This is a genomic window from Bacillus sp. FSL K6-2841 (assembly GCF_037976435.1).
GTDB lineage: Bacteria > Bacillota > Bacilli > Bacillales > Bacillaceae > Bacillus > Bacillus pumilus.
In genome coordinates this window covers 428,204-453,276 of record NZ_CP150266.1, presented here as the reverse complement: position 1 = coordinate 453,276, position 25,073 = coordinate 428,204, and the positions used below count along the sequence as shown (strand labels likewise).

21 protein-coding genes are annotated in these 25,073 nt (G+C 43.4%); 9 read left to right on the top strand and 12 right to left on the bottom strand.

The window, feature by feature from the left end; translation table 11 throughout:
* Positions 1-119: 119 nt before the first annotated feature.
* From MHH68_RS02185 to MHH68_RS02165, 5 genes are all read left to right on the top strand, one after another.
* Complete coding sequence (locus MHH68_RS02185; RefSeq protein WP_058015327.1) at positions 120-494, top strand: hypothetical protein; 375 nt, start codon at positions 120-122, stop codon at positions 492-494.
* Between the two features lie 138 nt (positions 495-632).
* Positions 633-1,499 carry a TetR/AcrR family transcriptional regulator gene (locus MHH68_RS02180; protein WP_235567074.1) on the top strand — a complete coding sequence of 289 codons (867 nt, stop codon included), beginning with the start codon at positions 633-635 and terminating at the stop codon, positions 1,497-1,499.
* A gap of 16 nt (positions 1,500-1,515) precedes the next feature.
* The gene (locus MHH68_RS02175) at positions 1,516-2,949 is read left to right on the top strand and encodes an MDR family MFS transporter (protein ID WP_058015325.1); all 1,434 of its coding nucleotides are present in this window, start codon (positions 1,516-1,518) and stop codon (positions 2,947-2,949) included.
* 174 nt (positions 2,950-3,123) lie between these two features.
* Complete coding sequence (locus tag MHH68_RS02170) at positions 3,124-4,500, top strand: aspartate kinase (RefSeq protein ID WP_339164921.1); 1,377 nt, start codon at positions 3,124-3,126, stop codon at positions 4,498-4,500.
* A gap of 164 nt (positions 4,501-4,664) precedes the next feature.
* On the top strand, positions 4,665-5,510 hold the full coding sequence (locus MHH68_RS02165; protein WP_058015323.1) for a GAF domain-containing protein: 846 nt from the start codon (positions 4,665-4,667) through the stop codon (positions 5,508-5,510).
* Between the two features lie 56 nt (positions 5,511-5,566).
* On the opposite strand, the gene MHH68_RS02160 is transcribed toward MHH68_RS02165, so the two are convergent.
* The 8 genes from MHH68_RS02160 to MHH68_RS02125 form a co-directional block, all read right to left on the bottom strand.
* The gene (locus MHH68_RS02160) at positions 5,567-6,886 is read right to left on the bottom strand and encodes an MmgE/PrpD family protein (RefSeq protein ID WP_339164919.1); all 1,320 of its coding nucleotides are present in this window, start codon (positions 6,884-6,886) and stop codon (positions 5,567-5,569) included.
* Entirely contained in the window at positions 6,877-8,034 is a 1,158-nt protein-coding gene (locus MHH68_RS02155) for an amidohydrolase (protein ID WP_339164917.1), read from the bottom strand. The genes MHH68_RS02160 and MHH68_RS02155 overlap by 10 nt, the downstream gene beginning before the upstream one ends.
* A gap of 33 nt (positions 8,035-8,067) precedes the next feature.
* Positions 8,068-8,814 (bottom strand): amino acid ABC transporter ATP-binding protein, encoded by a 747-nt coding sequence (locus tag MHH68_RS02150; protein ID WP_012008912.1) that lies wholly within the window; start codon positions 8,812-8,814, stop codon positions 8,068-8,070.
* A gap of 12 nt (positions 8,815-8,826) precedes the next feature.
* Entirely contained in the window at positions 8,827-9,501 is a 675-nt protein-coding gene (locus MHH68_RS02145) for an amino acid ABC transporter permease (protein WP_339164915.1), read from the bottom strand.
* A gap of 24 nt (positions 9,502-9,525) precedes the next feature.
* Entirely contained in the window at positions 9,526-10,320 is a 795-nt protein-coding gene (locus tag MHH68_RS02140; RefSeq protein WP_058015320.1) for an amino acid ABC transporter substrate-binding protein, read from the bottom strand.
* Between the two features lie 22 nt (positions 10,321-10,342).
* Positions 10,343-10,846, bottom strand: coding sequence for a GNAT family N-acetyltransferase (locus MHH68_RS02135; RefSeq protein ID WP_339164912.1), 504 nt, complete (start codon positions 10,844-10,846; stop codon positions 10,343-10,345).
* A gap of 17 nt (positions 10,847-10,863) precedes the next feature.
* Entirely contained in the window at positions 10,864-12,189 is a 1,326-nt protein-coding gene (locus MHH68_RS02130) for an LLM class flavin-dependent oxidoreductase (protein ID WP_339164910.1), read from the bottom strand.
* A gap of 200 nt (positions 12,190-12,389) precedes the next feature.
* Positions 12,390-14,174, bottom strand: a complete 1,785-nt coding sequence (locus MHH68_RS02125) for a right-handed parallel beta-helix repeat-containing protein (RefSeq protein ID WP_339164908.1) — start codon at positions 14,172-14,174, stop codon at positions 12,390-12,392.
* A 263-nt stretch (positions 14,175-14,437) separates the two neighbouring features.
* On the opposite strand from MHH68_RS02125, the gene MHH68_RS02120 reads away from it, so the two are divergent.
* Positions 14,438-15,931: a peptide MFS transporter gene (locus MHH68_RS02120; RefSeq protein WP_061406742.1), complete on the top strand. Its 1,494-nt coding sequence runs from the start codon at positions 14,438-14,440 to the stop codon at positions 15,929-15,931.
* Positions 15,932-15,976: 45 nt separating this feature from the next.
* Here the strand turns inward: MHH68_RS02120 and MHH68_RS02115 are convergent, their stop codons facing one another.
* Complete coding sequence (locus tag MHH68_RS02115; RefSeq protein ID WP_058015449.1) at positions 15,977-17,368, bottom strand: amino acid permease; 1,392 nt, start codon at positions 17,366-17,368, stop codon at positions 15,977-15,979.
* 366 nt (positions 17,369-17,734) lie between these two features.
* Here MHH68_RS02115 and tcyA point away from each other — a divergent pair, with 366 nt between their 5' ends.
* The 3 genes from tcyA to MHH68_RS02100 are packed head-to-tail and all read left to right on the top strand — an operon-like array spanning position 17,735 to position 19,985.
* The gene (gene tcyA, locus MHH68_RS02110; RefSeq protein WP_061406740.1) at positions 17,735-18,550 is read left to right on the top strand and encodes a cystine ABC transporter substrate-binding lipoprotein TcyA; all 816 of its coding nucleotides are present in this window, start codon (positions 17,735-17,737) and stop codon (positions 18,548-18,550) included.
* On the top strand, positions 18,537-19,229 hold the full coding sequence (locus MHH68_RS02105) for an amino acid ABC transporter permease (RefSeq protein ID WP_034325166.1): 693 nt from the start codon (positions 18,537-18,539) through the stop codon (positions 19,227-19,229). Before tcyA ends, MHH68_RS02105 begins: the two co-directional genes overlap by 14 nt.
* Positions 19,230-19,241: 12 nt before the next feature.
* The gene (locus MHH68_RS02100) at positions 19,242-19,985 is read left to right on the top strand and encodes an amino acid ABC transporter ATP-binding protein (protein ID WP_061406737.1); all 744 of its coding nucleotides are present in this window, start codon (positions 19,242-19,244) and stop codon (positions 19,983-19,985) included.
* 40 nt (positions 19,986-20,025) lie between these two features.
* Here MHH68_RS02100 and MHH68_RS02095 read toward each other — a convergent pair whose 3' ends face one another.
* From MHH68_RS02095 to MHH68_RS02085, 3 genes are all read right to left on the bottom strand, one after another.
* Positions 20,026-20,310 (bottom strand): AbrB/MazE/SpoVT family DNA-binding domain-containing protein, encoded by a 285-nt coding sequence (locus tag MHH68_RS02095; RefSeq protein ID WP_058015314.1) that lies wholly within the window; start codon positions 20,308-20,310, stop codon positions 20,026-20,028.
* Between the two features lie 105 nt (positions 20,311-20,415).
* The gene (locus tag MHH68_RS02090) at positions 20,416-20,976 is read right to left on the bottom strand and encodes a class D sortase (RefSeq protein ID WP_339164905.1); all 561 of its coding nucleotides are present in this window, start codon (positions 20,974-20,976) and stop codon (positions 20,416-20,418) included.
* A gap of 6 nt (positions 20,977-20,982) precedes the next feature.
* Positions 20,983-25,032: an isopeptide-forming domain-containing fimbrial protein gene (locus MHH68_RS02085; RefSeq protein ID WP_339164903.1), complete on the bottom strand. Its 4,050-nt coding sequence runs from the start codon at positions 25,030-25,032 to the stop codon at positions 20,983-20,985.
* Between the last annotated feature and the right edge of the window lie 41 nt (positions 25,033-25,073).

Sequence of the window (25,073 nt, the reverse complement as noted above, 5' to 3'; positions counted from 1 at the left end):
AAATGTATCGTATTTCGTGCCAACATACAATCTCCTTACCCGCCTCACAAAGTAACGATACATCCTTCGGAATCGACTATGACTATATAATAACTTTCTTGTGAAGGGGAGGATCTCATTTGACACGAAAATGTTGGACTTACTTATGTTTAATGTTACTCACCATTTGCTTATGTGGATGCCAATCCGTCCGGTATGCCGAATCTAAACCACCTAGTGCAGAAGAGGTATTAGCTCTCGATGAACAGGCAGATTTATTTCAATGGGAAGAAACGGTCTATGAAGCAAATGTAGATTGGGCCCATCAACTAACCGTCACTAAAGATCAGCAAGTAGGTGTGATTCAGAAAACAGCTGCCGAACATTTTAATCACGGCACAGCTTCCAAGTTGAAAAAAGGGACAGCGATTTACTCTGTAAAGGAGCGAGAAGACCTTTTAATCGCCGAACTTAACGGACAGATCATCATATATGCCGCACATGCGGAAGGATAAAATACCTGTCATCAGATAGGTGTTTTTTTAAGTTTCTTTTCTTGTCATAGGTCATTGGTTTTGTTATCATAGCAAAAGTGACCACTCGGTTTCCATTGTGACCATATGGTTTTGCCGATTCGGAAAGGACTTATGAAGATGAACGAAAAGCAAGAAGAGATTTTGCGGGTTTCAAAGAAATTATTTTCTCAAAAAGGCTATATGAGTGTCTCCATGCAGTCAATTGCCGATGCCTGTAAAATATCAAAAGCGTCTATTTATAAACTGTTTGATTCAAAGGAAGCTCTTCTATTAGAACTGATTAAATACAATCAATGCAAAATGAGAGAGATTTCTCAAATCATTCATTCAGAAACGACGCTGTCCAAAAAGGAAAAATTCACAAAGAAGATCAAGCTTGAGCTTGAAGAGTTTAAAGAGAATCATAAATTTTTGAATATGCTGTCCTTTGAAGCTTTTTCACAGCATTCGCCCATTGTCATTAAGCATTTACGTGAGACACGCTCCATTATCATGCAGCGGCACAGAGACATTATTTTAAGCACATATGGTGATTCTGTTGCGCCTTACGTCTGGGATCTTGTCATTGTCCTCAACGGATTAATGAGAGAATTCATTTTAATGCTGGCGATTGAGCGCAAGAACATCCAATTAGAAAATGCCGCCGAAATGATTATCGGCGTGATGGACCGTGTGTCGAAAAAGCCTTGCTCTATTGAGCCTGTGCTAACAGATCAGCTGATGGACTCTTATTTGCTTTCCACACAGGACGAATACGATGAAGAAAAGCTTGTCATCTCGTACTTAACGAAGATCAAACAAGAGCTTCACACACTGTCAAACGGTGAAGAAAAGGACGATTTCCTCTCTGCGTTTGAACTGCTAAGTGAAGAATTATCAAAGGACCAACCGAGAACCTTTTTAATTAGTTCACTACTCGATTATTTAGGGAAAAACAGCGTTTTATCACAAAACGTGTCACAGCTGAAAAGCATCATCTTATAGATAAAGAAGGGATAACATGAACCAATCTACAACATCGTATAATCGATCTGTGATTGTGGGGATTTTCCTCGTTGGGGCATTTGTCGCAATTTTAAACCAAACATTGCTCATTCCAGCGATCCCACATATCATGGAGGAATTCAATATTGATGTCAGCAAAGGGCAGTGGCTCACCACAGCCTTTATGCTGACAAACGGGATTCTCATCCCGATCACGGCTTTCTTAATCGAGAAATTTTCAAGCCGTTCTTTAGTTTTAACGGCGCTTAGCATCTTTACAGTCGGTACCATTCTTGCTTCATTTGCAACGAATTTCCCTGTATTACTTGCAGCGCGTATTGTGCAGGCAGCCGGTGCAGGGATTTTAATGCCGCTGATGCAAACGATCTTTTTAACCATTTTCCCGAAAGAAAAACGCGGGCAGGCAATGGGCATGGTCGGACTTGTCATATCTTTCGCACCAGCTCTTGGGCCGACACTTGGCGGCTGGATTGTTGATTCCTTCAGCTGGAAGTTCTTGTTCTATATTGTTCTTCCTATAGGTATTATTGATCTTATTCTTGCTTTCTTCTTAATGAAAAATGTAACGCAGCAAAGAGAGACACGTATTGATGTTTTATCTGTCATCTTGTCGTCCTTCGGTTTCGGCGGACTGCTTTACGGATTTTCTAGTGTTGGCACATACGGCTGGACAAGTGCCACTGTCCTCATTTCGCTGATTGTCGGCGCTGTGAGCTTGTTCTTCTTTATTCTGCGCCAGTCGAATTTGACAAGACCGATGCTTGAATTTGGTGTCTTTAAGTTTGCAATCTTTAGCTTGACGACCTTTCTTGGGATGCTTGTCTTTGCTTTATTGATTGGGACAGAGACGATTCTGCCGCTCTATACGCAGAATGTGAGAGGGTTGTCTGCTCTTGATACAGGACTGATCTTATTGCCAGGTGCTCTCTTTATGGGGCTCCTCTCACCAATTATTGGACGGATTTTTGATAAAGTCGGCGGAAAAGGGCTGGCATTAGGCGGGTTTACGATACTTACCGTGACGACCTTGCCATTTATGCTGCTCACCCTTGATTCATCCATCGCCCTCATTACGGTCGCGTACACGCTTCGCTTAATCGGGGTTGGGATGATCATGATGCCGCTGACAACAGCAGGTATTAACTCTTTACCACCTCATTTGATCCCGCATGGGACAGCGATGAATAACACGATGAGACAAATGGGCGGTTCCATTGGGACAGCAGTGCTTGTCTCCATCATGAGCAGCTCTGCTGCAAATGCAGAATTGGCCAGCCCATTAAAATCAGCCGTTCATGGAATGAATACGTCATTCTTCATTTCTGGTCTGATTGCGGTCATTGGGCTTGTCCTCTCCTTTTTCTTAAAGGAAAAACGCAATAATAAAGTGATGAAGCAGGAGCTATCTTCCTCCTCATCTTCTTCATAAGAAAAAGAGCTCGGCATATGGCCGGCTCTTTTTTCATATACTCACGCTATACCGTCCTCCCCGAAAATACATTTGTATTTCTAGTGAAGAAAAACCTTGATAATTTGAAGAAAAGAGTTGATAATAGGAACTATTCAATTTGTGAGAAAATTTTTACTATAGGAGATGTATGCATTGAAGGTCGTTAAATTTGGTGGCAGTTCACTTGCTTCTGGCAAGCAGCTGCAAAAGGTATTTGACATTGTAACAGCAGATCCAGCTCGAAAAGCAGTCGTTGTTTCCGCACCAGGAAAACGGCATTCAACGGATACGAAGGTCACCGATCTATTAATTAGCTGTGGTGAGCAATATTTACGCTTAGGCGAAGCACACAATTTACAGGAAGCCGTCATTGAACGGTATGCCTCCATTGCGGATGAACTCGGATTAAGTCATGACGTGATTGACACCATCCGGCAAGATCTAGATGCCCTCTTACAGGCTGATACGTCTCATCCTGAGCGATATCTTGATGCCATCAAAGCAAGCGGTGAAGACAATAACGCAAAACTCATTGCCGCCTATTTCCGCTATCAAGGTGTCGAAGCTCACTATGTGAACCCAAAGGAAGCTGGTTTATTTGTGAGCGATGAGCCTGGTCAAGCGCAAGTCCTACCGGAGTCATATGATCATTTGTATAAATTAAGAGAGCGCTCTGGCATCATCATATTCCCTGGCTTTTTTGGCTTTAGTCTATCGGGGGACATTGTCACCTTTTCTCGCAGCGGCTCCGATATTACCGGTTCCATTTTGGCAAACGGTTTGAAGGCAGATGTGTACGAGAACTTTACAGATGTGGATGCTGTTTATGCTGTCAATCCAACGATCGTTCATGAGCCAAAGGAGATTACAGAGCTTACGTACCGGGAAATGCGCGAACTTTCCTATGCTGGTTTTTCTGTGTTCCATGATGAAGCACTCATTCCGGCCTTCCGTGCAGGCATTCCAGTACAGATTAAAAACACCAATAATCCTTCGGCAAAAGGCACCAAAATTGTGAACCAGCGGGATCATACTAATGGACCTGTTGTCGGAATCGCTTCAGACAGCGGATTTTGCAGCATTTATATTAGTAAATATTTGATGAACCGAGAAGTCGGTTTTGGACGCAAAGTGCTACAAACGTTAGAGGAATATGGGCTTACGTATGAGCACGTCCCTTCTGGCATTGATGATATGAACATTATTTTAAGGCAGGATCAGCTGGAGGAGCAGCATATTGAACAAGAGCTGCTCGACCGCTTGAAGGATGTGCTTGATGCAGATGAGGTCGTGTTAGAACCGCATCTCTCCCTCATTATGGTTGTAGGAGAAGCGATGCGCCACAATGTTGGCACCACAGCAAGAGCAGCAAAAGCGCTGTCAAAAGCGAAGGTCAATATTGAAATGATCAATCAAGGATCTTCAGAGGTCAGCATGATGTTTGGCGTCAAAGCGGCTCAAGAAAAAGAAGCCGTTCAAGCGTTGTATGAGGAATTTTTCTCTATGTCTACCGTCCCTGTCTCTCTTTAATCAGCAGGCTGTCAGATCTCAGGATCGGCAGTCTTTTTTGTTCTCACCCGATTCACATGGATTTACGCATTAAAGTGTATCTATTTCTCGTTTGATTTTGTATGATAGAGACAAACCAACTATTGTTCCGGCCTATGAGCGGAGCTACAAGGAGTCCTAAAACAATGCCTCGTCAACAACTATTAAAACAGTTTCGCAACTTTCATGATGCTTCTACGAGTATTCTAAATATGATGAGTCAATTCACTGATGTGAATACACTGTTTATTGCTAAAAACGATCAAACCACCAATCAGATTGTAAAGGTGTTAAATCATGACGAGCAGCTTCTTGAAGAAGGGGAAGAAATTCCTTACGAGAAGACATTTTGCAAGCTGGCGGTCGATCATCACGATACGCTTGTGATCCCTGATATATCATTGGATGATCGTTCTAAATCCTTAGAAGTCACGAAACGTCTTCAAGGCGGATCATTCATCGGAGTGCCGATTGATTTTACAGATGGTACGAACTACGGAACGATCTGCGGGCTTGATCTAAGGCCGCAGCAATTCACAGAAGAGCATGTGCATATGTTTGAAACGATGGCTTCTCTATTAAGCTACGTCCTTGAACTAGACCGTGCCAACCGGCAGATTCAGCAATTATCTGTACCGATCGTCCCAGTTGTTGACGGTGTCGCCGTGCTTCCACTACTTGGTGATATCGAAGAGACACGTGCTCAGCATATATTAGAAACCATTTTACAGGAAAGCTACAGGCTGTCGCTCTCTCATTTGGTCATTGATGTATCAGGAACAAAACGCCTGAATGAACAGAGCATTCAATATCTGGTCAACTATGCACAAACGCTGAGACTTTTAGGGATTTCGGCTGTTTTAACAGGGATTAAGCAAGATCTTGCTTTAAGTGCGATTCAATCGAATATATCATTTAAAGACATCACCATTCGGAAAGACTTGCCGCAGGCACTTGCTCATATTGGCTTAACATTTACCAAAACGGAATAAGAAATGATAGACACAAAAAGGGCTAAATCAATTTTAGCCCTTTTCTTCTTTTTAAATCATGCCAACAGCTGCAAATAAGAAGAATCGTTTCCGTCTTCAATAACTTGTACAATCTTCTGTGCATGTGATGCGTCTGTGACACTGTTTAATTTTTGCATGATGTCTTCTGTCGATAGTGCATGGCCCGGTGCGCCTCGCGGAATATCGACTCGTTTGCTAATGATGGTGCCATCAGATAAGGTGAGCTTCACAATCGTAAAGCGACCTTTTGGGACAGCGTCTGGATGATCATATTCTCTCTTCACTCGTTTCATCCAAGTGCACATGTGTGATGGAATGTGTTTTTTCGTAAAGGCATCGAGCGTCAGCGACTGTCCAAACGCGGCAAGTGCGATCACGTATTCGACACTGAATCGTCCTTCTTCTCCAGTCGAAGGTGCCCGCTCAATAAGCGCTGCATCTCCGCCAGGCGGGAACAGGACATCTACTTGTTTCACCTGCTCCGGTAAGAAAGTACGCTCTTTCATTAAGGATTGGATCGCATCTGCTGCATGGTGGGCAGCTGAGCAGAATGGATATACTTTGAACCACAGCCCTGGTGAAACGATACGCCATGTAGAACCATAGCCCTCTAGTAAACGACTTTCCGCAAGTTCCAGATCTCCGTAGAGTGAAAAGAAACCAAGTGCGCCATCAAGAACCGAGTCATTGCCGCCAAAACCTGAACAAGCTAAGTCCATAGACGAGACGGCTGTTTTAGCCGCTAAGCCAGCTTGTAATGGTTTCATATCAGAGCCGAACTGCTTTCGCATTCCGGCAGATTGCGCTCCAGCAAAGCCGATTGCCTTCATCAGCTCTTCCTGCGAGACTTGTTTTAAATATCCAATCGCACATACTGCCGCAATGGCTCCAAGGGTTCCGGTATTATGCCAGCCCCGCTCATAATGCGCTTTGCCGATAGATTCGCCAAGCCTTGCCATCACTTCAACACCTGTGATGTAGGCACTTAAAAATCGATCCCCATATACCTCCCCGTCTCTTAGCTGGGAAAGCAAGGCTGGGATAATGACTGCACTTGGGTGTCCTCTCACGTCTGAATGCACATCATCATAATCAAGGGCGTGGATCAAGTAGCCGTTCAGCATCGCTGCGGATTGACGGCTGACCTTCTTCCCTTGTCCAATGACAGGAATTTGAGCTGCTCCGCCTTCTTGTTCCACAAGTCCCATGAGCTTTTGAATTCCTTCGTCCTCTTTCGCAGCAAGCGCTGCTGCCGTAGCGTCTAACAGACCATTTCGAGCCATTTCTACCGCCCGCTGATCTTGAAGTGGATCAGCAGACAGTACAGCCTCTGCCAATTGTTTTGTTAATTCCATGATCGTGACTCCAATGCCCGAACAGCAAGCTCGGCAAAGAAGGCAGCGGCAACCGGAAGTGCGTCTTCATTTAATGTAAAGGCAGGGTGATGCCATTCCTCGGTACCGCTTGTCCCCATCCATACGAAAAAGCCTGGAATGCGTTCTTGATAAAGGGCAAAATCTTCTCCACCCGGTGACTGCTCTGCTTGAACGACTGTGAGATTCAGCGCACCTGCCGTTTCTTCGACCACCTTTGTCAAACGATCGTCATTCAACACAGAAGGCAGATATGGATGCCATTTCACTTCGCCTTTTGCCCCAAACCCTTCGGCAATCCCGCTCACGATTTGTTTCATGAGCTCGGGAATCATCGCTCTCACTTCAGGCTCAAACGTCCGAACAGTTCCTTCCATCTCAACACGATCAGGAATCACATTCCATGATGTACCGCCTTGAATGCGTGTAATGCTGACGACTGCATGATGCAAAGAGCTGATGCGGCGGCTGACGATTTGCTGAAGAGCACTTGTGATCTGCCCGCTGATGGCAATCGGGTCTACCGTGTGATTCGGAATACCTGCATGACCACCCGTTCCTTTAATATCGATTTCAAACCGGTCTACACTTGCCATCAATGCTTTTTCTCTAATGCCTATAGTGCCAACTTTCAGGTCTGGTTTGTTGTGCATACCAAAAATGGCATCCACTCCATCTAAAACGCCTGCCTCTATGACATGTTTCGCTCCTTGCGCGACTTCCTCAGCCGGCTGGAACAAAATGCGGACCGTTCCTTTGAGCTCGTGTTTTCGTTCTTTTAATAAAAGAGCTGCTCCAAAGATAGAAGTTGTATGGAAATCATGACCGCAAGCATGCATTTTTCCCGGTACCTTTGAGGAAAATGGTTCGCCAGATGCTTCTTCAATCGGAAGTGCATCAATATCAGCTCTCAGGGCAATCTTTGGTCCCTCTTGTTCTCCTTTGATTTCACAGACAACACCTGTTTGAAGAGCTGGAAAATCGAGTACGGTGATCCCCTCCTCCTCTAACCAGCGGCGCAGTTTTTTTGTCGTTTCATATTCTTCAAACGCCAGCTCTGGATGCTCATGAAGCGCTCGGCGAATGTTAATTAAACGTTTGTTTAATGCTTCATTTCCTAATGATTTCACTGATACTCACCCCTCTAAAGAGTAAAAAGCAGCTTATGCTTCTTCAGCCGCTGCTTCTTTTTGGATAAATCGTTTTGTCCGTTCATTCTTCGTTTCATCAAATAGCTCAGTTGGTGTGCCCTGTTCAATAATATGACCATCCGCCATGAAAATCACATGGTCTGCCACTTCTCTAGCAAACGCCATTTCATGTGTGACGATGATCATCGTTGTTTCTTGAATCGCAATGGACTTAATGACTTGAAGCACACCTGAGACAAGCTCTGGATCAAGTGCTGACGTTGGTTCATCGAGTAAAATCGCATGTGGATCAACCGCTAATGCGCGGGCAATCCCGATTCGCTGCTGCTGTCCGCCAGATAACGTGACTGGATAGCTGTCAGCCTTTTGCTCTAATCCTACTTGCTTCAGCAGCTTCATTCCAATCTCATTTGCCTGCTGCTTCGTCATTTTTTTCGTCACAAGCAGTGATTCTGTGATATTTTGCAGTGCTGTCTTGTTTTTAAACAGATTGTAGTTTTGAAACACCATGGCCGTTTGTTGACGCAGGTGATGGGCTTCTTTTCGTGTATATTTAGACGCATCGAGCTTCGCATCGCCAATTTCAATCGTGCCTTCATCTGGTATTTCTAATAAATTTAAGCAGCGCAGCAAGGTGGATTTACCGGAGCCAGAAGGTCCGATAATGGCCACAACCTGCCCTTTTTGCACATCGAGATTGATTCCGTCTAAGACGACAAGGTCGCCGAATGATTTCTTCAAATTGGTGAGCTTAATCATGTCCACACCTCCTTAATTCCGGTAAGGTTTGCTAATTTTTCGTTCGAATAGGTCTTGAAGGAAGCTATAAATGATGGTCATCACCCAATACACAATCCCTACGGCTAAATAGGTTTCAAAGTATTTATAGTTCGCCGACGCAATCATCTTCCCTTGTGCAAACATTTCTGCCACACCAATCGTAAAGGCAAGAGATGTTTCTTTTAAAAGACCGATAAAGGTATTCCCCGTCGCTGGAATCGCGTTTCGAATTGCCTGCGGGAAAATAATTCTGACGTAAGACTGCCATCTTGTCATGCCGACAGATAGACAAGCTTCCAGCTGCCCTTCATCTACAGAGTTGAGGGCAGCTCTGAAAATTTCTGCTAAGTATGCTGAGTTTTTAATACTTAATCCGATAATGACCGCTGTTAGAGCATCCATTGAGGTCATCGCAGGGAATAGCTGCGGAAGACCAAAATAAATGAGAAAGAGCTGAACCAAGGTTGGAACCGCTCTGAAAAAAGAAATATACAGCTTGGCAAATTGGTACAAAACAGGTATCCGGTTTTTCGTAATGAGAGCGAATACCACACCAATGATAATGGCAAATACCATGGAGACAATCGCCATGAAGATCGTTATCGGCAAGTATTCGATCAATGTCGGAAAAACGGTCACCATATACTGCCAATCAATTTTGTTCATGTCTGCTCTTCACCGCCGCTGTCGTTATTTTTTAATTGGCACCGTGACATCATCTTTGAAATACTTCTCAGACAATTTCTTCAGTGTCCCGTCTTCTCTTAATTCTTTGATTGCTTTGTTAAATTCTTCTCTTAGCTTGTCATGCTTTGTATCTTTGGCAAATGGGTAGCCTACTTCTTCATACACAATTGGGTTGCCGACGATTTTGAGCGGCAGACCTGTTTTTTCAATTTGAGCAAGTAATACACTGCGTCCGTTGACATAAGCATCTACGCGGCCATTTGCCACTTCATTTAAGACACCATCTTGCGTTTCATATGTTTTAATATTGATTTTTTTGTCCGGATCTTTGCTCTCTAAGTTTTTGGCATGGTTAGAGCCAAGAACTGCCGCCACTGTTTTTCCTTTTAAATCATCAAGACCTTTGATGTCATTGTTGTCCTTTTTCACGATGATTTGTGTTCCTGCATATGCGTACGTATCAGTAAAGTTAAACGTTTGTTTACGCTCATCTGTGACTGCGACTTGGTTTGACACTGTATCCAGCTTACCAGATGTCAGCTGCCCCATTAGTCCGCTGAATTCACTCAGCTGCCAGTCTAGTTTGTAGCCTAGCTTTTTTGCGATAGCTTCAGTTACTTCAACATCGAAGCCAACAAGCTTGCCATTGTCTTTATAAGCAAACGGATAGCTTTGCCCTGTGGCACCTACTTTTAACACTTTTTCGTCTTTGCCTTCACTCTGATTGCCCCCGCCGCAAGCTGCTAAAACTGCCAGCATTGCTGCAAATAGAACGACTAGCCACTTTTTGTTTTTCATGTTCGTATACCCTTCTTTCCTCTTATGGTTGTGTAATATCTGATCTTAGTTGTTTTTTCAAATAAACCGTGATGTGTCCCTTGCCTAAATCCTTTTCTCCTGCTCTGACGTAGCCTTTGCGCTCATACATGTCTATGAGCCACGGATGCTTATCAGCTGTACCTAGAGATACGTATGGCACCTTTAAGGTATCCCTTAGCAATTCGGTTTCCACCCACTCCAGCAAGATAGAGCCTGTCCCTTTTTGGGCGGATGGTTCTGAGGCAAACCACCAAATGTGAGGGACGCCGAGCGGGCCTGGCTGTTCTCCCCAAGGCATACGGAGTGACAAGGTGGATAGAAGCTCTCCGTTTTCTTCCATCACATAGCAGAGATTCTTTTGTACATTTTTCTGAACGAGAGCAAAATCAGCATGTGCTGCTTGGAACTGGATGCCGAGCTCACGAATTGGCTCATAGGCTCTTGTTGTCAGTTCAAGCAGTGCCTCTATATCTGCCTCTGTTGCCAGACGAAACGTGTATCCCAACGTTAGTCACCTCACCTTTATGTCGTGTAGCGATTTTTTGGCTCAGTTAATCCAAGATTTTCTCGCAAGGTTTTTCCTGTGTATTCTGTTTTGAATAAGCCTCTCTCCTGAAGGATTGGGACGACGCGGTCTACGAACATGTCCAGCCCTTCTGGCAATAGCGGAGGCATGACGTTAAAGCCGTCTGCTGCTTCTTCATTGATCCAAGTTTCCATCACATCTGCGAGCTGCTGCGGTGTGCCAATGAAAATATTATGACCACGAGAGCCGGCAACCGATTGATAGAGCTGGCGAATGGTCAGGTTATCCTTTCTCGCCATATTCATCACGAGATCAAAACGGCTTTTTACCGCATTGGACGCGCTTGGATCAATCTCTGGAAGCGGACCATCTAAAGGATACTGAGACAAATCAATCCCACCTAAGTAGTTTTGCAAAATGCTCAGCCCAATCTCAGGAACAATCAGCTCCTGTAATTCTTCATATTTCGCTTTGGCTTCTTCCTCTGTATCAGCAATAATCGGGAAGATCCCCGGCATGATGCTGACGTCCTCTCTAGCACGACCAGCACCCTCTACTTTCTCCTTTAAGCTTTGATAAAATTCCTTCGCTTTTTTGAGATCGTTTTGTGCTGTGAAAATGAGTTCAGCTGTTTTCGCTGCAAGCTTTTGACCATCTTCGGATGATCCTGCTTGAATGATCACTGGCTGCCCTTGAGGCGTGCGTGATACGTTGAGAGGACCTCGTACTGAGAAGAACTCCCCTTTATGCTGGAGATCATGCAGCTTACTAGATTCGAAGAATTCTCCCGTTTCCTTGTTTCTGACAAGGGCGTCTTCTTCCCAAGAATCCCAAAGACCTTTGACGACTTCAACGAACTCTTCTGCTCGCTCGTATCGTTTATGGTGTGCTAAATGCTCTTCTCCGCTAAAGTTTTTCGCTGTTTCTTCAATAGAAGATGTGACCACATTCCATGCCGCTCTTCCGCCTGATAAATGATCAAGGGAAGCAAACTGTCTTGCAATATGGAAAGGCTCACTGTATGTAGTGGATGCTGTTGCTGCTAAACCAATTGATGAAGTAGACTCAGCAATGGACGAAAGCAGGGTGAGCGGTTCAAATCTCGTGAGTACATTCGGATGAGAGGTTTGGTTAATGGATAAGCTGTCAGCTAAAAAGAGTAAATCCAGCTTTCCTTCCTCTGCTTTTTTCGCTAATTGTTTAAAATAATCCAGGTTCATGGCTGCATCTGATACGGCGTTCGGATGTCTCCAAGAGGCAACATGATGTCCAGTTCCTGCGATGAATACGCCTAGCTTGAGCTTCCTTTTTGGCTGTGACACTTGTTCTTCATCCTTTCTATATCCTGCTGTATCAAACTGAAGTCCTCAGAAGATACATTTTTCTGATTGAATTAATCGGTTTTATCAATAAAAAAAGGGCAAATGTTGCGAAAAATGAAAAATAATTATTACTATATGCCCTTTTTACAGGATTGTCAACCGCCTTCTGAACCTCCAAAATTAGGGATTTTACTCATTTATCACGGTGTATCGATTTCAATATTTCCGATGAGCCGGTCTGTAGTATGTGTCACCATTTGACTGCGTTCCAGCATGTTATGGGCGATTACGGAATGAGTGGAGTTTGCGGTGCGGATGGCAATCGCTTTTTGAGGTGATACATTGATGATGTTATTGCGCAGCACACGGGCTGAGGCAGCCTGGTCAATAAAGATCGCTGTCGGTTGTCCGAATGAACGATTTAAATAAAAGCGGTTATCTCCGATTTGTGGTGAACCGTTTTTAATATACATCACGACATATAAAGATGATTCTTCAAAGGAATTGTCTTTGATTTCTAATGGCCCCGTCGTGCTGCTGTATACGGCGTAGTTTTGGTAGTGCTTAAAGCGATTATGCCAAATGAAAGCCTTTGCATTTCCAGTGACACTGATCGTATACGAAGACCCAAGCTCTGGATGTCCTTCTTGAATAAAGTGATTGCCGTTGATCCCAGCTTCCCCTTCCTGCACCCAGATCCCTCTACTGAAATCTTTGAACTGATTGTGCTGGATCAGGATATTCGTTCCTCTCACCATCGCCCCATCGATCACCGAATAAATGGTATTGTTTGAAAAGACGACGCTATCCGATTGATAGATACGCAGTGCTACGCTTCTTTGCCCTGTATTCGTCCCCGATTCAATATGATTTCCTTCTATTAGAATACGATTCGCCATATAAACGGACAAAGCCGCATCTTCAAACAGACTGATCTTATTCCCTGTAATGTGAACACTGTCGCCCCTCACATCAATCCCTTTTTCAAATCCTTCAATCATATTGCCAATAATAATCACATTGTTTTCCGTTTGACCAAGAGAGATGCCTAAGCTCGTAATTCCTGCTTTTGTGACGCCTCCTCCTACTGCACGGATCAAATTATTGGCAATGATTGTTTCCGTGGCAAAGCCATAGGAGATGCTGCTATCTGTATGATTGCCTTCGATGATGACACCATAGCCATTGAAGTTGTAAATGGAGCTTGCGGCGCCACCTCTCACAATGTTGTTTCGAATTTGAATATTCAGCGGTTCCTCCATATTCACTGCATTTTCCCCGTAGCCTTCAATATCAATGCCCATTTTTGGCTCGACTCCGTTTACTCCTGCTCTCTCCAGCAGACAGTCCTCTACAATGACCCCATCACAGCCTGTGATCGAGATATTGTTTCGTCTTGAATCTGTAATGTGACAACCAGCAATATGGATCGACGAAGCAGGCGAGTACGATTCAGCTTGTGATAATAAACCGTGGGGACTGACAATGATGCCGTCTCCCGTACAATTTTTGATTTGCACACGATTCACATCTACATCAGATGCCCCTTCAATACATATCCCAAAACCCCACTCATGGGTTTTTCGTTCAGGGGGAAGCGACTTATACACATGCTCATGACGATCCCCTTCGATTCGCCCGCCCCGGATGGTTACATGCTGAACCTTTCCTATATAAAAGGCCGCATACCCCCACGAATCATTTGGTTTCACCTTAATGACGGCATCCTGTGCCATCTCAATGGTTATATGACTTGGCACACGTATACCCGCACCCCGGAAAGGAAAAAATTGATCTCCTCTGTACACTGCATCGATGACATACGTGCCGCTCGGCAGCCAGACGTGGGAATACCCCTGTGCTTTCGTCCATTCTAAGCATTCATTAAGCTTCGCTGTACAGTCCGTTTTCCCATCCGCCACTACACCAAAATCTTGTACATTGACAACAGGCTTTTTTAGATCAGATTCATTCAATTCCCCCAACCTAAACCCCTCCTTTTCACACATATCCTCTTGTCATCCTATGCATGTGTAAAAGGTTTGCTTGTACAATCCTTCAAATTTTAAATAAATTCTTTCGATATAACTTTCTGACCATTCTAACTTGAGAGAATTTTTCATATTTTTGAGACTTTACGCCTATTGAACTAACTTTTTCCTGTTTTAGAATAGTTTTATATTGACACAAGAACTATACAAGAATATCATTTTTCTCATATCTCTTTTTTTAAGAAAGGATCTATGCCATGTCTACAATTGACCACGATAAAATTGTCAAAAGCGTTCCTCAAAAAGGGTTTTTTGGACATCCTAAAGGACTTTACACACTGTTTTTCACTGAATTTTGGGAGCGTTTCTCCTATTACGGCATGCGTGCACTGCTTATTTATTATATGTACACAGAGGTGACAAAAGGCGGTCTTGGTTTTGATCAGACGACAGCCAATTCGATCATGTCTGTCTATGGTGCGCTTGTCTATATGTCAGGCATTATTGGAGGATGGCTCGCCGACCGGGTATTCGGTTCGTCTAGTACGGTCTTTTATGGCGGGGTGTTCATTATGCTTGGACATGTCATTTTGGCTTTGCCAAGCGGAGCAACAGCGCTCTTTATTAGTATGGGACTGATTATTATTGGGACAGGTCTTCTGAAGCCGAACGTTTCAAACATTGTGGGCGACCTGTATTCCAAAACAGACCCACGCAGGGATTCTGGCTTTAGTATTTTCTACATGGGGATCAACATGGGCGGTTTTATTGCCCCATTAATTGTCGGAACACTCGGTCAAAAAGTGAACTTCCACCTCGGATTCTCACTTGCTGCCGTTGGGATGCTTATTGGTCTAATTACATTTGTGATCACGAAAAAACCGAACCTTGGTCTTGCCGGTACTTATGTGACAAATCCGTTATCAGCTGCTGAACGCAAGAACTTCAAAATTTTCGGAACATTAATTGCCATTGTACTCGCTGTTTTTGTCGTCATTGGCATTCAAACAGGCGCACTCACGATTAATCTATTCACTTGGTTTGTCAGTGTTCTTGGGGTGCTCATTCCGATTGTCTATTTCATCGTCATGTATTTCAGTAAAAAGACGAGCCCAGTGGAGCAATCCAGGGTCCTCGCTTATATTCCATTGTTTCTTGCTGCCGTGATGTTCTGGGCAATTCAAGAACAAGGCTCAAACATTTTAGCCACATATGCAGATCAACGAACAAACTTGAATTTCCTTGGGATGACACTTGCCTCTTCGTGGTTCCAATCATTGAACCCCATCTTTATTGTGCTATTGTCTCCTGTATTTGCTTGGTTGTGGATCAGACTTGGAAAGAAACAGCCGTCTACCCCGATTAAGTTTTCACTTGGCCTTCTGTTTGCAGGATTATCCTTTATCATCATGATCATTCCTGCCTACATGTCTGGTCCGAATACACTTGTGAGTCCATTATGGCTCGTTCTGAGCTTCTTCCTTGTCGTGATCGGAGAGCTCTGCTTATCACCAGTTGGGCTGTCAGCAACAACAAAGCTTGCACCTGCTGCTTTCTCAGCACAAACAATGAGCCTTTGGTTCCTTTCAAATGCGATGGCACAGGCGATCAACGCGCAAGTGGTCAAACTGTTTGATAAAGTGCCAGAAACCGTTTATTTCGGTATCATTGGGTTGCTCGCCATCGTTTTATGCGGTGTAATGCTGCTCTTAACACCAGTGATTAAGAAAGCGATGAAAGGTATTCATTAAATAAAAAAAGAAGCCTCCCCATTGGGTTGGCTTCTTTTTTCTAGTTTAAAACCGTATCTCATCATCTCCATGAATTTGCAGCTTAAGCGGTTCACTTTTCGCCTGATGCTTTTTCACATAGCGGTGATAGACAACATACCCAATGATCATGAGAGGGACGCCGACATATAATCCGATGCGCTGCTCTTGATCAAAGGCAAGGCTGACCAAAACAATGGTATTCAGCGTGATCGCAACAATCGGCAGCACCGGATAGAGAGGGGTTTTAAATTTTAAGTTTTCCAGCTTTCCGCCTGCTTGAAGATATCTTCTGCGGAAAAGCATCTGTGATAAGGTAATGGTGATCCAGCCAGTCTGGGCACTCATACCGGCAATGGACACGATCCAAGCAAATACAGTTTTCTCTGCAAAGAACCCGGATAATAGCGAAATTCCTGTAAACAGGAACGTGAGCAGTAAGGCATTCATCGGAATACCACGCTGATTCACGCGTCTGAATGCTTTTCCTGCCATTCCTTCTTTCGATAAGGAATAAAGCATTCTCGTCGATGCATACAAGCCAGAGTTGGCAACAGATAATAAAGCGATGATAATGACAAAGTTCATGATGTCTGCCGCAAAAGGAATGCCCGTTCTCTCAAATACAGTAACAAACGGACTTTGCAGCACACTCGCTTCCTTCCAAGGCACCATACCTGCTAAGACGAAGATAGATAGGACGAAAAAGACGAGTGTACGCCAAACAGTCTGATGAATCGAACGGGGAACGGTTTTTTCAGGATTTTCACTTTCTCCTGCCGCAATCCCGATCAGCTCTGTTCCTTGGAATGAAAAGTTCACAGTGATCATCGTGACCACCACGGCGAGCAATCCATTTGGAAACAGCCCATCACTCACAAAATGACTGAAGTAAGGGGCAGGTTCACCGCTCGTTGTTTCAATAAAACCAAACATCGCCGCGCCGCCTACACCTATAAAGAGTAAAATCGCAATAATTTTAATGGTTGAAAAGAAAAACTCCGACTCCCCGAACGCTTTCGCCGACCGGGCATTTAATAAGAAAAGACACAGTCCAAATATGAGACACCAAATCCACACATCCACTTGAGGAAGCCAGCGCCTCATCAGCTGTCCTGCTGATAAAAATTCTAGGGCGACCGTTGCTGCCCAGCCAAGCCAATAAATCCAGCCAACCGCAAAACCCGCTGCAGGGCTGACAAATTTCGTCGCATACGTATGAAACGACCCGGACACAGGTAGTGCGACCGACAGCTCTCCAAGACACAGCATGGTTAAATACATAATCAATCCGCCCACAATATAAGAAAGAACGGCTCCAACTGGCCCTGCTTGTCCAATCGTATAGCCCGTTCCTAAGAAAAAGCCTGTCCCAATGACACCGCCAAGTGAAATCATAAATAAATGACGAGAGGTCATCGCCCTTTTCAATTGCTCAGGCTGATTTTGTCCAACATCCACAATGATGCCCTCCTTCTTCTAAGATGTTCTTTTATCAAAACATGTCTCCTGTGATTCATTCCATTTTCAAAACAACCTACTAATTATACATCTTTTATAATAAATATGCTTCCTTCTATGGTCACTGTCTCAAAGTCTTTATTTTAGTAATGTTCGCACAAATAAAAGATGAAAGGCTTTGTAGACGTGAGAGGTTTGAAAGAAATGGGCAGCGGGCATAAAGTTGGTGAGATTCGCTCAAGCTAGTTTCAAATGCTTTACTTTTAGGTTGCTTCTCTGTAAGATCATATGTTGTAAATACCAACAAGAAAAGTGGGGAATAAAATGAAAAAAATGTTCTTTGCCATTATGTTAGGCGTTTGTGTTGCATTGATCACTGCATGTGGATCTGGTGCAAGCGACAACGCGAATAAACAAACTGGGTCTAAGGAATCAGGCGACCTTTGGAAATCCATTCAGGATAAAGGTGTTCTGACGATCGGAACAGAGGGTACTTATGCTCCTTTCACATTCCATGACAAAAAGACAGATAAATTAACTGGCTACGATGTAGAAGTCATCACAGAAGTAGCAAAACGTCTTGACTTAAAACCTGAATTCAAAGAAACACAATGGGACAGCATGTTTGCTGGACTGAATTCAAAACGTTTTGACGTGGTAGCGAACCAAGTTGGTAAAACTGGACGTGAAAATCAATACGAGTTCTCTGATAAATACACAACGTCTCAAGCCATTGTTGTGACAAAATCAGATAACAACGACATCAAGAAACTATCTGATGTAAAAGGCAAAAAAGCAGCACAATCATTAACAAGTAACTACAATAAACTAGCAACAGATGCTGGTGCTAAAATTGAAGGCGTTGAAGGTCTTGCACAATCGATTCAATTGATCCAGCAAGGACGTGCTGATCTGACATTCAATGACAAGCTGGCTGTATTGAATTACTTGAAAACAAGCGGGAACAAAAACCTAAAAGTTGCATTTGAAACGGGAGATCCTCAAGAAACTTACTTTGCATTCAGAAAAGGCAGCGGCGAAGTCGTTGACAAAGTGAATGGCGCATTAAAAGAAATGAAAAAAGACGGTACACTTGCTAAGATTTCTAAGAAATGGTTTGGTGAAGATGTTACAAAGTAATACCCTAGGAGTCGTCATTCCTTGGGACCTTCTTCAGCAATCTTTTTGGCCAATGGTGATGCAGGGGATTTATTATACAATCCCCCTCGCCATCATTGCCTTTATTATTGGTATTTTTATCGCGCTTGTGACAGCTCTTGCTAGAATGTCTAAAATCAAAGCCCTCAGATGGATTTTTTCCATCTATGTGTCGGCCGTTCGCGGAACGCCGCTTTTTGTGCAATTGTTTATTATTTTCTATTTCTTTCCGACATTTAATATCACACTGGATCCATATCCAAGTGCCATTATCGCTTTTTCATTAAACGTAGGTGCGTATGCGTCGGAGATTATCCGTGCATCCGTCCTGTCTGTTCCTAAAGGACAATGGGAAGCTGGTTATTCCATCGGGATGACGCATCGTAAAACACTCGTCCGCGTGATTTTACCGCAGGCTGTGCGTGTATCGATTCCTCCGCTATCTAATTCATTCATTAGCTTGGTGAAGGATACATCTCTTGCCTCCCAAATCCTCGTGGCAGAGCTTTTCCGTAAATCTCAGGAAATTGCTGCAGCCAACTTGGATCAGATCTTGTTCATTTATATGGAAGCAGCCCTAATCTATTGGGTATTCTGCTTCATTCTATCGCTCGTTCAGCATCAAATTGAAAAACGACTTGATCGATATGTCGCAAGGTAAGGAGGGAACGACATGCTAACAGTCAAAGGTCTTAAGAAATCCTTTGGGGAAAATGAGATTTTAAAGTCGATTGATTTTTCGATCAACAAAGGACAGGTTGTGGCCATTCTCGGTCCATCTGGTTCAGGAAAAACAACAATGCTTCGCTGTTTAAATGCACTTGAAACACCAAATGGCGGCTCCTTCACCTTCGATGATTTCTCAATTGATTTTTCGAAAAAAAATAAATCAGCTGATCTGCTCAAGCTTCGCCGGAAATCGGGAATGGTGTTTCAGGATTATCACCTGTTTCCACACCGCACAGTGCTTGAAAATGTGATGGAAGGTCCTGTTCAGGTGCAGCGCCGTCCAAAGGAAACGGTTCGAAAAGAAGCCATTCAGCTCTTGCAAAAGGTCGGTCTTGAAGATAAAAAAGACCTGTATCCATTCCAACTGTCAGGCGGTCAAAAGCAGCGTGTCGGGATTGCCCGTGCACTTGCCATTCAGCCAGAGCTTATGCTTTTTGATGAACCCACCTCTGCGCTTGACCCTGAGCTTGTCGGAGAAGTCTTAAAGGTTATGAAGGATCTAGCGAAGGAAGGCTGGACCATGGCGGTTGTCACACATGAAATCAAGTTTGCCCAAGAAGTAGCAGACGAAGTGATTTTTATTGATGGCGGCGTCATCGTCGAACAAGGTCCTCCAGAGGAAATCTTCAAACGACCAAAGGAAGAACGAACAAAACAATTCTTAAACCGGATTTTGAATCCAGTATGATGAAAAAAGGCTGTTCTCACGTGGTGAGGACAGCCTTTTTTTATATTTCCTTTTGCAAGCGAAGCGCCAGTAAATCTTGTAAGAGCAATCTCGCTCCCTCTGGACTGATCACCACTCCGCCCGATAGCACTTTGTTGGAGTTTGTCACTTCCCCTGTGACAATACAGGGTTTGTCCTGCCAATATGGCTTAATGACAATTTGGTCTTCTTCTCGATAAATTTCCATAAAATCGCGCGGATGAATTTTCAACCGTTTTCTTATATCTGTCGGAAGAACAATTCTTCCAAAGTTATCTATATATCTTACATAGTCTTGATTTAACAAATTGACCCCCTCCTGCATCTCTAGATATAGGCAATTCCCTTTTTATCAAGGAATGAAGCGCTCCAATCGGTTAGGGAAAGGATAAGTTGCAGGCTGATCCAGTGGTTAAACACGCTTCCCATATATGATATATCTGTTTGGTGCAGGACCAATAAAAGAAAAAGGATAGCATGTTGTGAGGACAAGTTCTTCCTTTTCCTGTTGTAGTGTAATAATACTTTGATCATCTTTTTTTACAATCTTTGTTTTCACAATTTCATAGGTAAACCGACCGTATGAAAGCTCAATGACGAGTTGATCCCCTTTCACAAGTTCTCCTGTTCGTCTAAACACAGTATCACGATGCCCAGATAAAACAATTTGTCCCTGTTCATTTGGTAAATTGCTCTCGTGATAATGACCAACACCCTTTGCCAAGTCCTCTGCTTCTGTTCCTTCTACAATTGGTAACTCAGCGTTTAACTTTGGAATGTGTAAGAGCCCAATGGTTTCACCAGCCTTCGGCACAAAAGGGGAATCTGTTTCCCCCTTTTGCTGGATGGCTGCTTGTGCAGACTGGAAAGATTGATCTACTTGCCTTTGCCCATCAACGATCCTCATATATCCTATCATCACAAGGCAAATGCCTGCTATGATCAATGTCGCTGAGATGATTTTTTGAACCATGGACGATTATCCGTTTCTTTTTCTTCTTTTCCATACAATAAGGGATGCACCTATTAATACAAGGGCAAATCCTGCTAGTAAAAGGTTGTACATTTCTGTTGCAGTGTTCGGAAGATGATGACCAGGTGTATCCGTTTCTGAATGAGAAGGCTGTTCTGGATTCCCTGGCACCTCTGGCACATGCGGCGGTTCTACCGTTGTTGAATTTTCAGGTTTGTCTGGTTCGTCAACATTCTCGCCCTTCACAACTGCGATATTTTGAATGGTTTTACCTTCAGATCCTTTAGCAACCTTCGCTTCAAAAGTAATCGTATGCCAGTCCGTATCTTTGATATCACCAAATTGACCGGTCACCGTACCTTTTGTGTAGTCTCCGTTGTCATCATCTTTTGCATCTGTGACGGCTTGTCCATCTACTTTTAGTGAACCTTCGACGTATTCAAGACCTTCTGGCAGTTGATCCGTGATGACTAGATCTTTGATGACACTGTCTTCTACACTATTTTTTGTTTTGACGGTGTAAAGGAGAGTGTCGCCTACCTGAACTTGTTTTTCATTTGTATTGCCCCCTGCTTTTTGAGCAATCTCAGATGTTTTTTCTGATTCAAGTTTTGGATCTCTTGGATCAATGTTTGTTTCGGTTGTCGGCTCATCTGGTGGTGTGTTTTCGCCTGTTACTTTCGCTGTGTTTTGAATACTTTTACCTGATTGGCCTTTAGCGACTTTCGCTTCAAACGTCACGGTATGCCAGTCCGTATCTTTGATATCACCAAATTGACCGGTTACCGTACCTTTTGTGTAGTCTCCGTTGTCATCATCTTTTGCATCTGTGACGGCTTGTCCATCTACTTTTAGTGAACCTTCGACATATTGAAGACCTTCTGGCAACTTATCCGTGATGACTAGATCTTTGATGACACTGTCTTCTACACTATTTTTTGTTTTGATGGTGTAAAGAAGGGTATCGCCTACTTGAACTTGTTTTTCATCTTTATTCCCTTCTGCTTTTTGAGAGATCTCAGATGTTTTTTCTGATTCAAGCTTTGGATCTCTTGGATCAATGTTTGTTTCGGTTGTTGGTTCATCTGGCGGTGTATTATCGCCTGTTACTTTGGCTGTGTTTTGAATACTTTTACCTGATTGGCCTTTAGCGACCTTTGCTTCAAAAGTAATCGTATGCCAGTCCGTATCTTTGATATCACCAAATTGACCGGTTACCGTACCTTTTGTGTAGTCTCCGTTGTCGTCATCTTTTGCATCTGTGACGGCTTGGTCATCTACTTTTAATGATCCTTCGACATATTCAAGACCTTCTGGCAGTTGATCTGTGATGACTAAGTTTTTGACGATGCTGTCTTCTTCAAGATTCTTTGTTTTGATCGTGTAGAGAAGGGTATCGCCTACCTGTGGTGTCTTTTCATCTGTGTTACCTTCTGCTTTTTTCTGAATGCTCGCTGCCTTTTCTGATGTTAGTTTTGGCTCACGAGGGTAAATTTCTGTTTTTGTTGTTGGCTCATCTGGCGGTGTGTTTTCACCTGTTACTTCGGCTGTGTTTTGAATGTCTTGACCAGCCTGTCCCTTTTCAACAGTGACTTCAAACGTCACGGTATGCCAGTCCGTGTCCTTCACATCACCAAAATAACCTGTGACCTTTCCATCTGTGTAGTCACCGCTATCGTCGTCTTTCACATCTGTGACAGAATCTCCATCAATTTCAAGAGACCCAGTGACATACTTCAGCCCTTTTGGCAATTGATCTGAGATGACTAGATTTTCAATAAGGCTGTCTTCTATCGTGTTTTTTGTTTTAATCGTATAAAGAAGGGTGTCCCCTACTTCTGGATGCTTCTCATCTGTATTGCCTTCTGCTTTTTTCTGTAAGACCGCTGATTTTTCTGATTCAAGCTTCGGATCACGAGGATAAATTTCTATGTTTGTTGTCGGTTCGTCTGGTGGTGTGTTTTCACCTGTGACACTCGCTGTATTTTGAATGTCTTTACCAGACTGTCCTTTTTGGATCGTGACCTCAAACGTCACGGTATGCCAATCGGTATCCTTAATGTCACCGAATTGTCCTGAGACGGTTCTATTTGTGACATCACCATTGTCTTGATCTTGCTCATCTGTCACCGCTTGTCCGTCTACCTCAAGTGAATTGGGCACATATGCTAATCCTTCTGGCAGTTCATCTGAGATCACTAAGTTTTCAACAAGACTGTCTTCTATCGTATTCTTGGTTTTAATCGTATAAAGAAGTGTGTCACCGACCTCTGGATGCTTCTCATCTGTATTACCATCTGCTTTTTTCTGCAAGACGGCTGATTTTTCAGAAGTCAGTTTCGGGTCACGAGGATAGATTTCTACATTCGTTGTCGGCTCGTCTGGTGGTGTGTTGCCGGTTGTGACACTCGCTGTATTTTGAATGTCTTTGCCTGCCTGACCTTTTTCAACTGTGACTTCAAACGTCACGGCATGCCATTTCGCATCTTTCACTTCACCGAACGTTCCAGTGACAGTTCCGTCTGTCATATCACCGTTATCATCATCTTTTACATCTGTGACTGGATTTCCATCTACCTGAAGTGAATTTGGTACATAAGATAATCCTTGAGGTAACTTGTCAGAAATCACAAGATCTTGAATCACACTATCTTCAACAGCGTTACGGGCTTGAATGGTATACAGTAATGTGTCCCCTACTTCTGGATGCTTCTCATCTGTATTACCATCTGCTTTTTTCTGTAAGACCGCTGATTTTTCTGATTCAAGCTTCGGATCACGAGGATAAATCTCTATGTTTGTTGTTGGATTGTCTGGCGGTGTGTTTTCCCCTCTGACATTCGCTGTATTTTGAATATCTTTACCCGCTTGCCCTTTTGCTACTTTCGCTTCAAATGTCACGGTGTGCCAATCGGTGTCTTTCACATCACCTATTTGACCTGTAACAGTACCGTTTGTAAAATCACCTTTGTCTTGATCCTTTGCATCTGTTACGCTTGTGCCATCTACCTTAAGAGATCCAGAAACATAGGTTAAGCTGCTCGGAAGATTATCTGATATGATCAGATTTTTAAGAATGCCGAATTGCACCGTATTTTTTGCTCTAATTGTATAAAGCAAAGTGTCGCCTACTTCTGGATGCTTTTCATCTGTGTTGCCTTCTGCTTTTTTCTGTAAAGCAACAGATTTTTCTGATTCAAGGTTAGGAGGATATGGATCGAATTCAGGCTTCACCCTTGAAGCTAAGTCGTAAGATAATGAATCACCTGCAGTGCCCATATATGTTGTACTTAATGTTTTCGCATCAAGTGTAAAAAGAGTAGAATGACCAATAGAGTCATCTTTTCCTGATTGTAATAGCATTTGTCCATTTGGCAAAAAGCTAATTCCTCGTACTCCTCCCTCAATCGGTTTACCATCTGCATTTGTGATTGGAATCACTCGAATGACTTCAGCTGTTTCAGGATTCATTTGCGCAATGGACCCACTGGTATTAGATGCGAACCAAAGATAGCCATCCTTATCGACTACAAGGTCTCCGCCAATGTCTCCGCCAATGCCAGGGCCAACGTCATAACCGACAATTTTCTTGGCTGTTTTTTGACCAGTTGCTAAGTCGTACGTTGCAAGGTAGGGTTCTCCACCAACCTCATACGAATGAATATATTTACCGTTATAAACAACGGCATTAGGCGCTCTTCCGCCTAAAACACCTACACGCTCTGCTTGTCCAGTGGTCGCATTTATTTTATAAAGAACTGGCTCTCCACTTGCTGTCGTAGTTGCATACACAGTGTTTTCTTGATCATTCACAGCAACACCGTTCACTACAGTCGAATTAATTCCCTTCACCTGTACACTAGCCTTTACGTTTGTTGGATTTTGCCCATCAAGCTGATAAAGAACTAACTTCCCATTTCCAATCATGTAGGAATCTGCGTTATTGACAACCACCGTCCCAGCGGCTTTCGTAACAGGTGGTGAAACTGTTAATAAATTCCCAGCAATCAGCACCAATATTAGAAATAATTGACTTGTTCTTTTTAATATGTTCATTTTTTGACATCCCCTTTTCCCTGCTCTAAATCATAATGGTA

Bases quoted from the DNA above. Each gene is read 5' to 3' on its own strand.
- MHH68_RS02180 (WP_235567074.1), top strand. From the start codon at position 633: ATGAACGAAAAGCAAGAAGAGATTTTGCGGGTTTCAAAGAAATTATTT.
- MHH68_RS02175 (WP_058015325.1), top strand. From the start codon at position 1,516: ATGAACCAATCTACAACATCGTATAATCGATCTGTGATTGTGGGGATT.
- MHH68_RS02165 (WP_058015323.1), top strand. From the start codon at position 4,665: ATGCCTCGTCAACAACTATTAAAACAGTTTCGCAACTTTCATGATGCT.
- MHH68_RS02160 (WP_339164919.1), bottom strand. From the start codon at position 6,886: ATGGAATTAACAAAACAATTGGCAGAGGCTGTACTGTCTGCTGATCCA.
- MHH68_RS02150 (WP_012008912.1), bottom strand. From the start codon at position 8,814: ATGATTAAGCTCACCAATTTGAAGAAATCATTCGGCGACCTTGTCGTC.
- MHH68_RS02145 (WP_339164915.1), bottom strand. From the start codon at position 9,501: ATGAACAAAATTGATTGGCAGTATATGGTGACCGTTTTTCCGACATTG.
- MHH68_RS02140 (WP_058015320.1), bottom strand. From the start codon at position 10,320: ATGAAAAACAAAAAGTGGCTAGTCGTTCTATTTGCAGCAATGCTGGCA.
- MHH68_RS02120 (WP_061406742.1), top strand. From the start codon at position 14,438: ATGTCTACAATTGACCACGATAAAATTGTCAAAAGCGTTCCTCAAAAA.
- MHH68_RS02115 (WP_058015449.1), bottom strand. From the start codon at position 17,368: ATGACCTCTCGTCATTTATTTATGATTTCACTTGGCGGTGTCATTGGG.
- tcyA (WP_061406740.1), top strand. From the start codon at position 17,735: ATGAAAAAAATGTTCTTTGCCATTATGTTAGGCGTTTGTGTTGCATTG.
- MHH68_RS02105 (WP_034325166.1), top strand. From the start codon at position 18,537: ATGTTACAAAGTAATACCCTAGGAGTCGTCATTCCTTGGGACCTTCTT.
- MHH68_RS02100 (WP_061406737.1), top strand. From the start codon at position 19,242: ATGCTAACAGTCAAAGGTCTTAAGAAATCCTTTGGGGAAAATGAGATT.
- MHH68_RS02090 (WP_339164905.1), bottom strand. From the start codon at position 20,976: ATGGTTCAAAAAATCATCTCAGCGACATTGATCATAGCAGGCATTTGC.
- MHH68_RS02085 (WP_339164903.1), bottom strand. From the start codon at position 25,032: ATGAACATATTAAAAAGAACAAGTCAATTATTTCTAATATTGGTGCTG.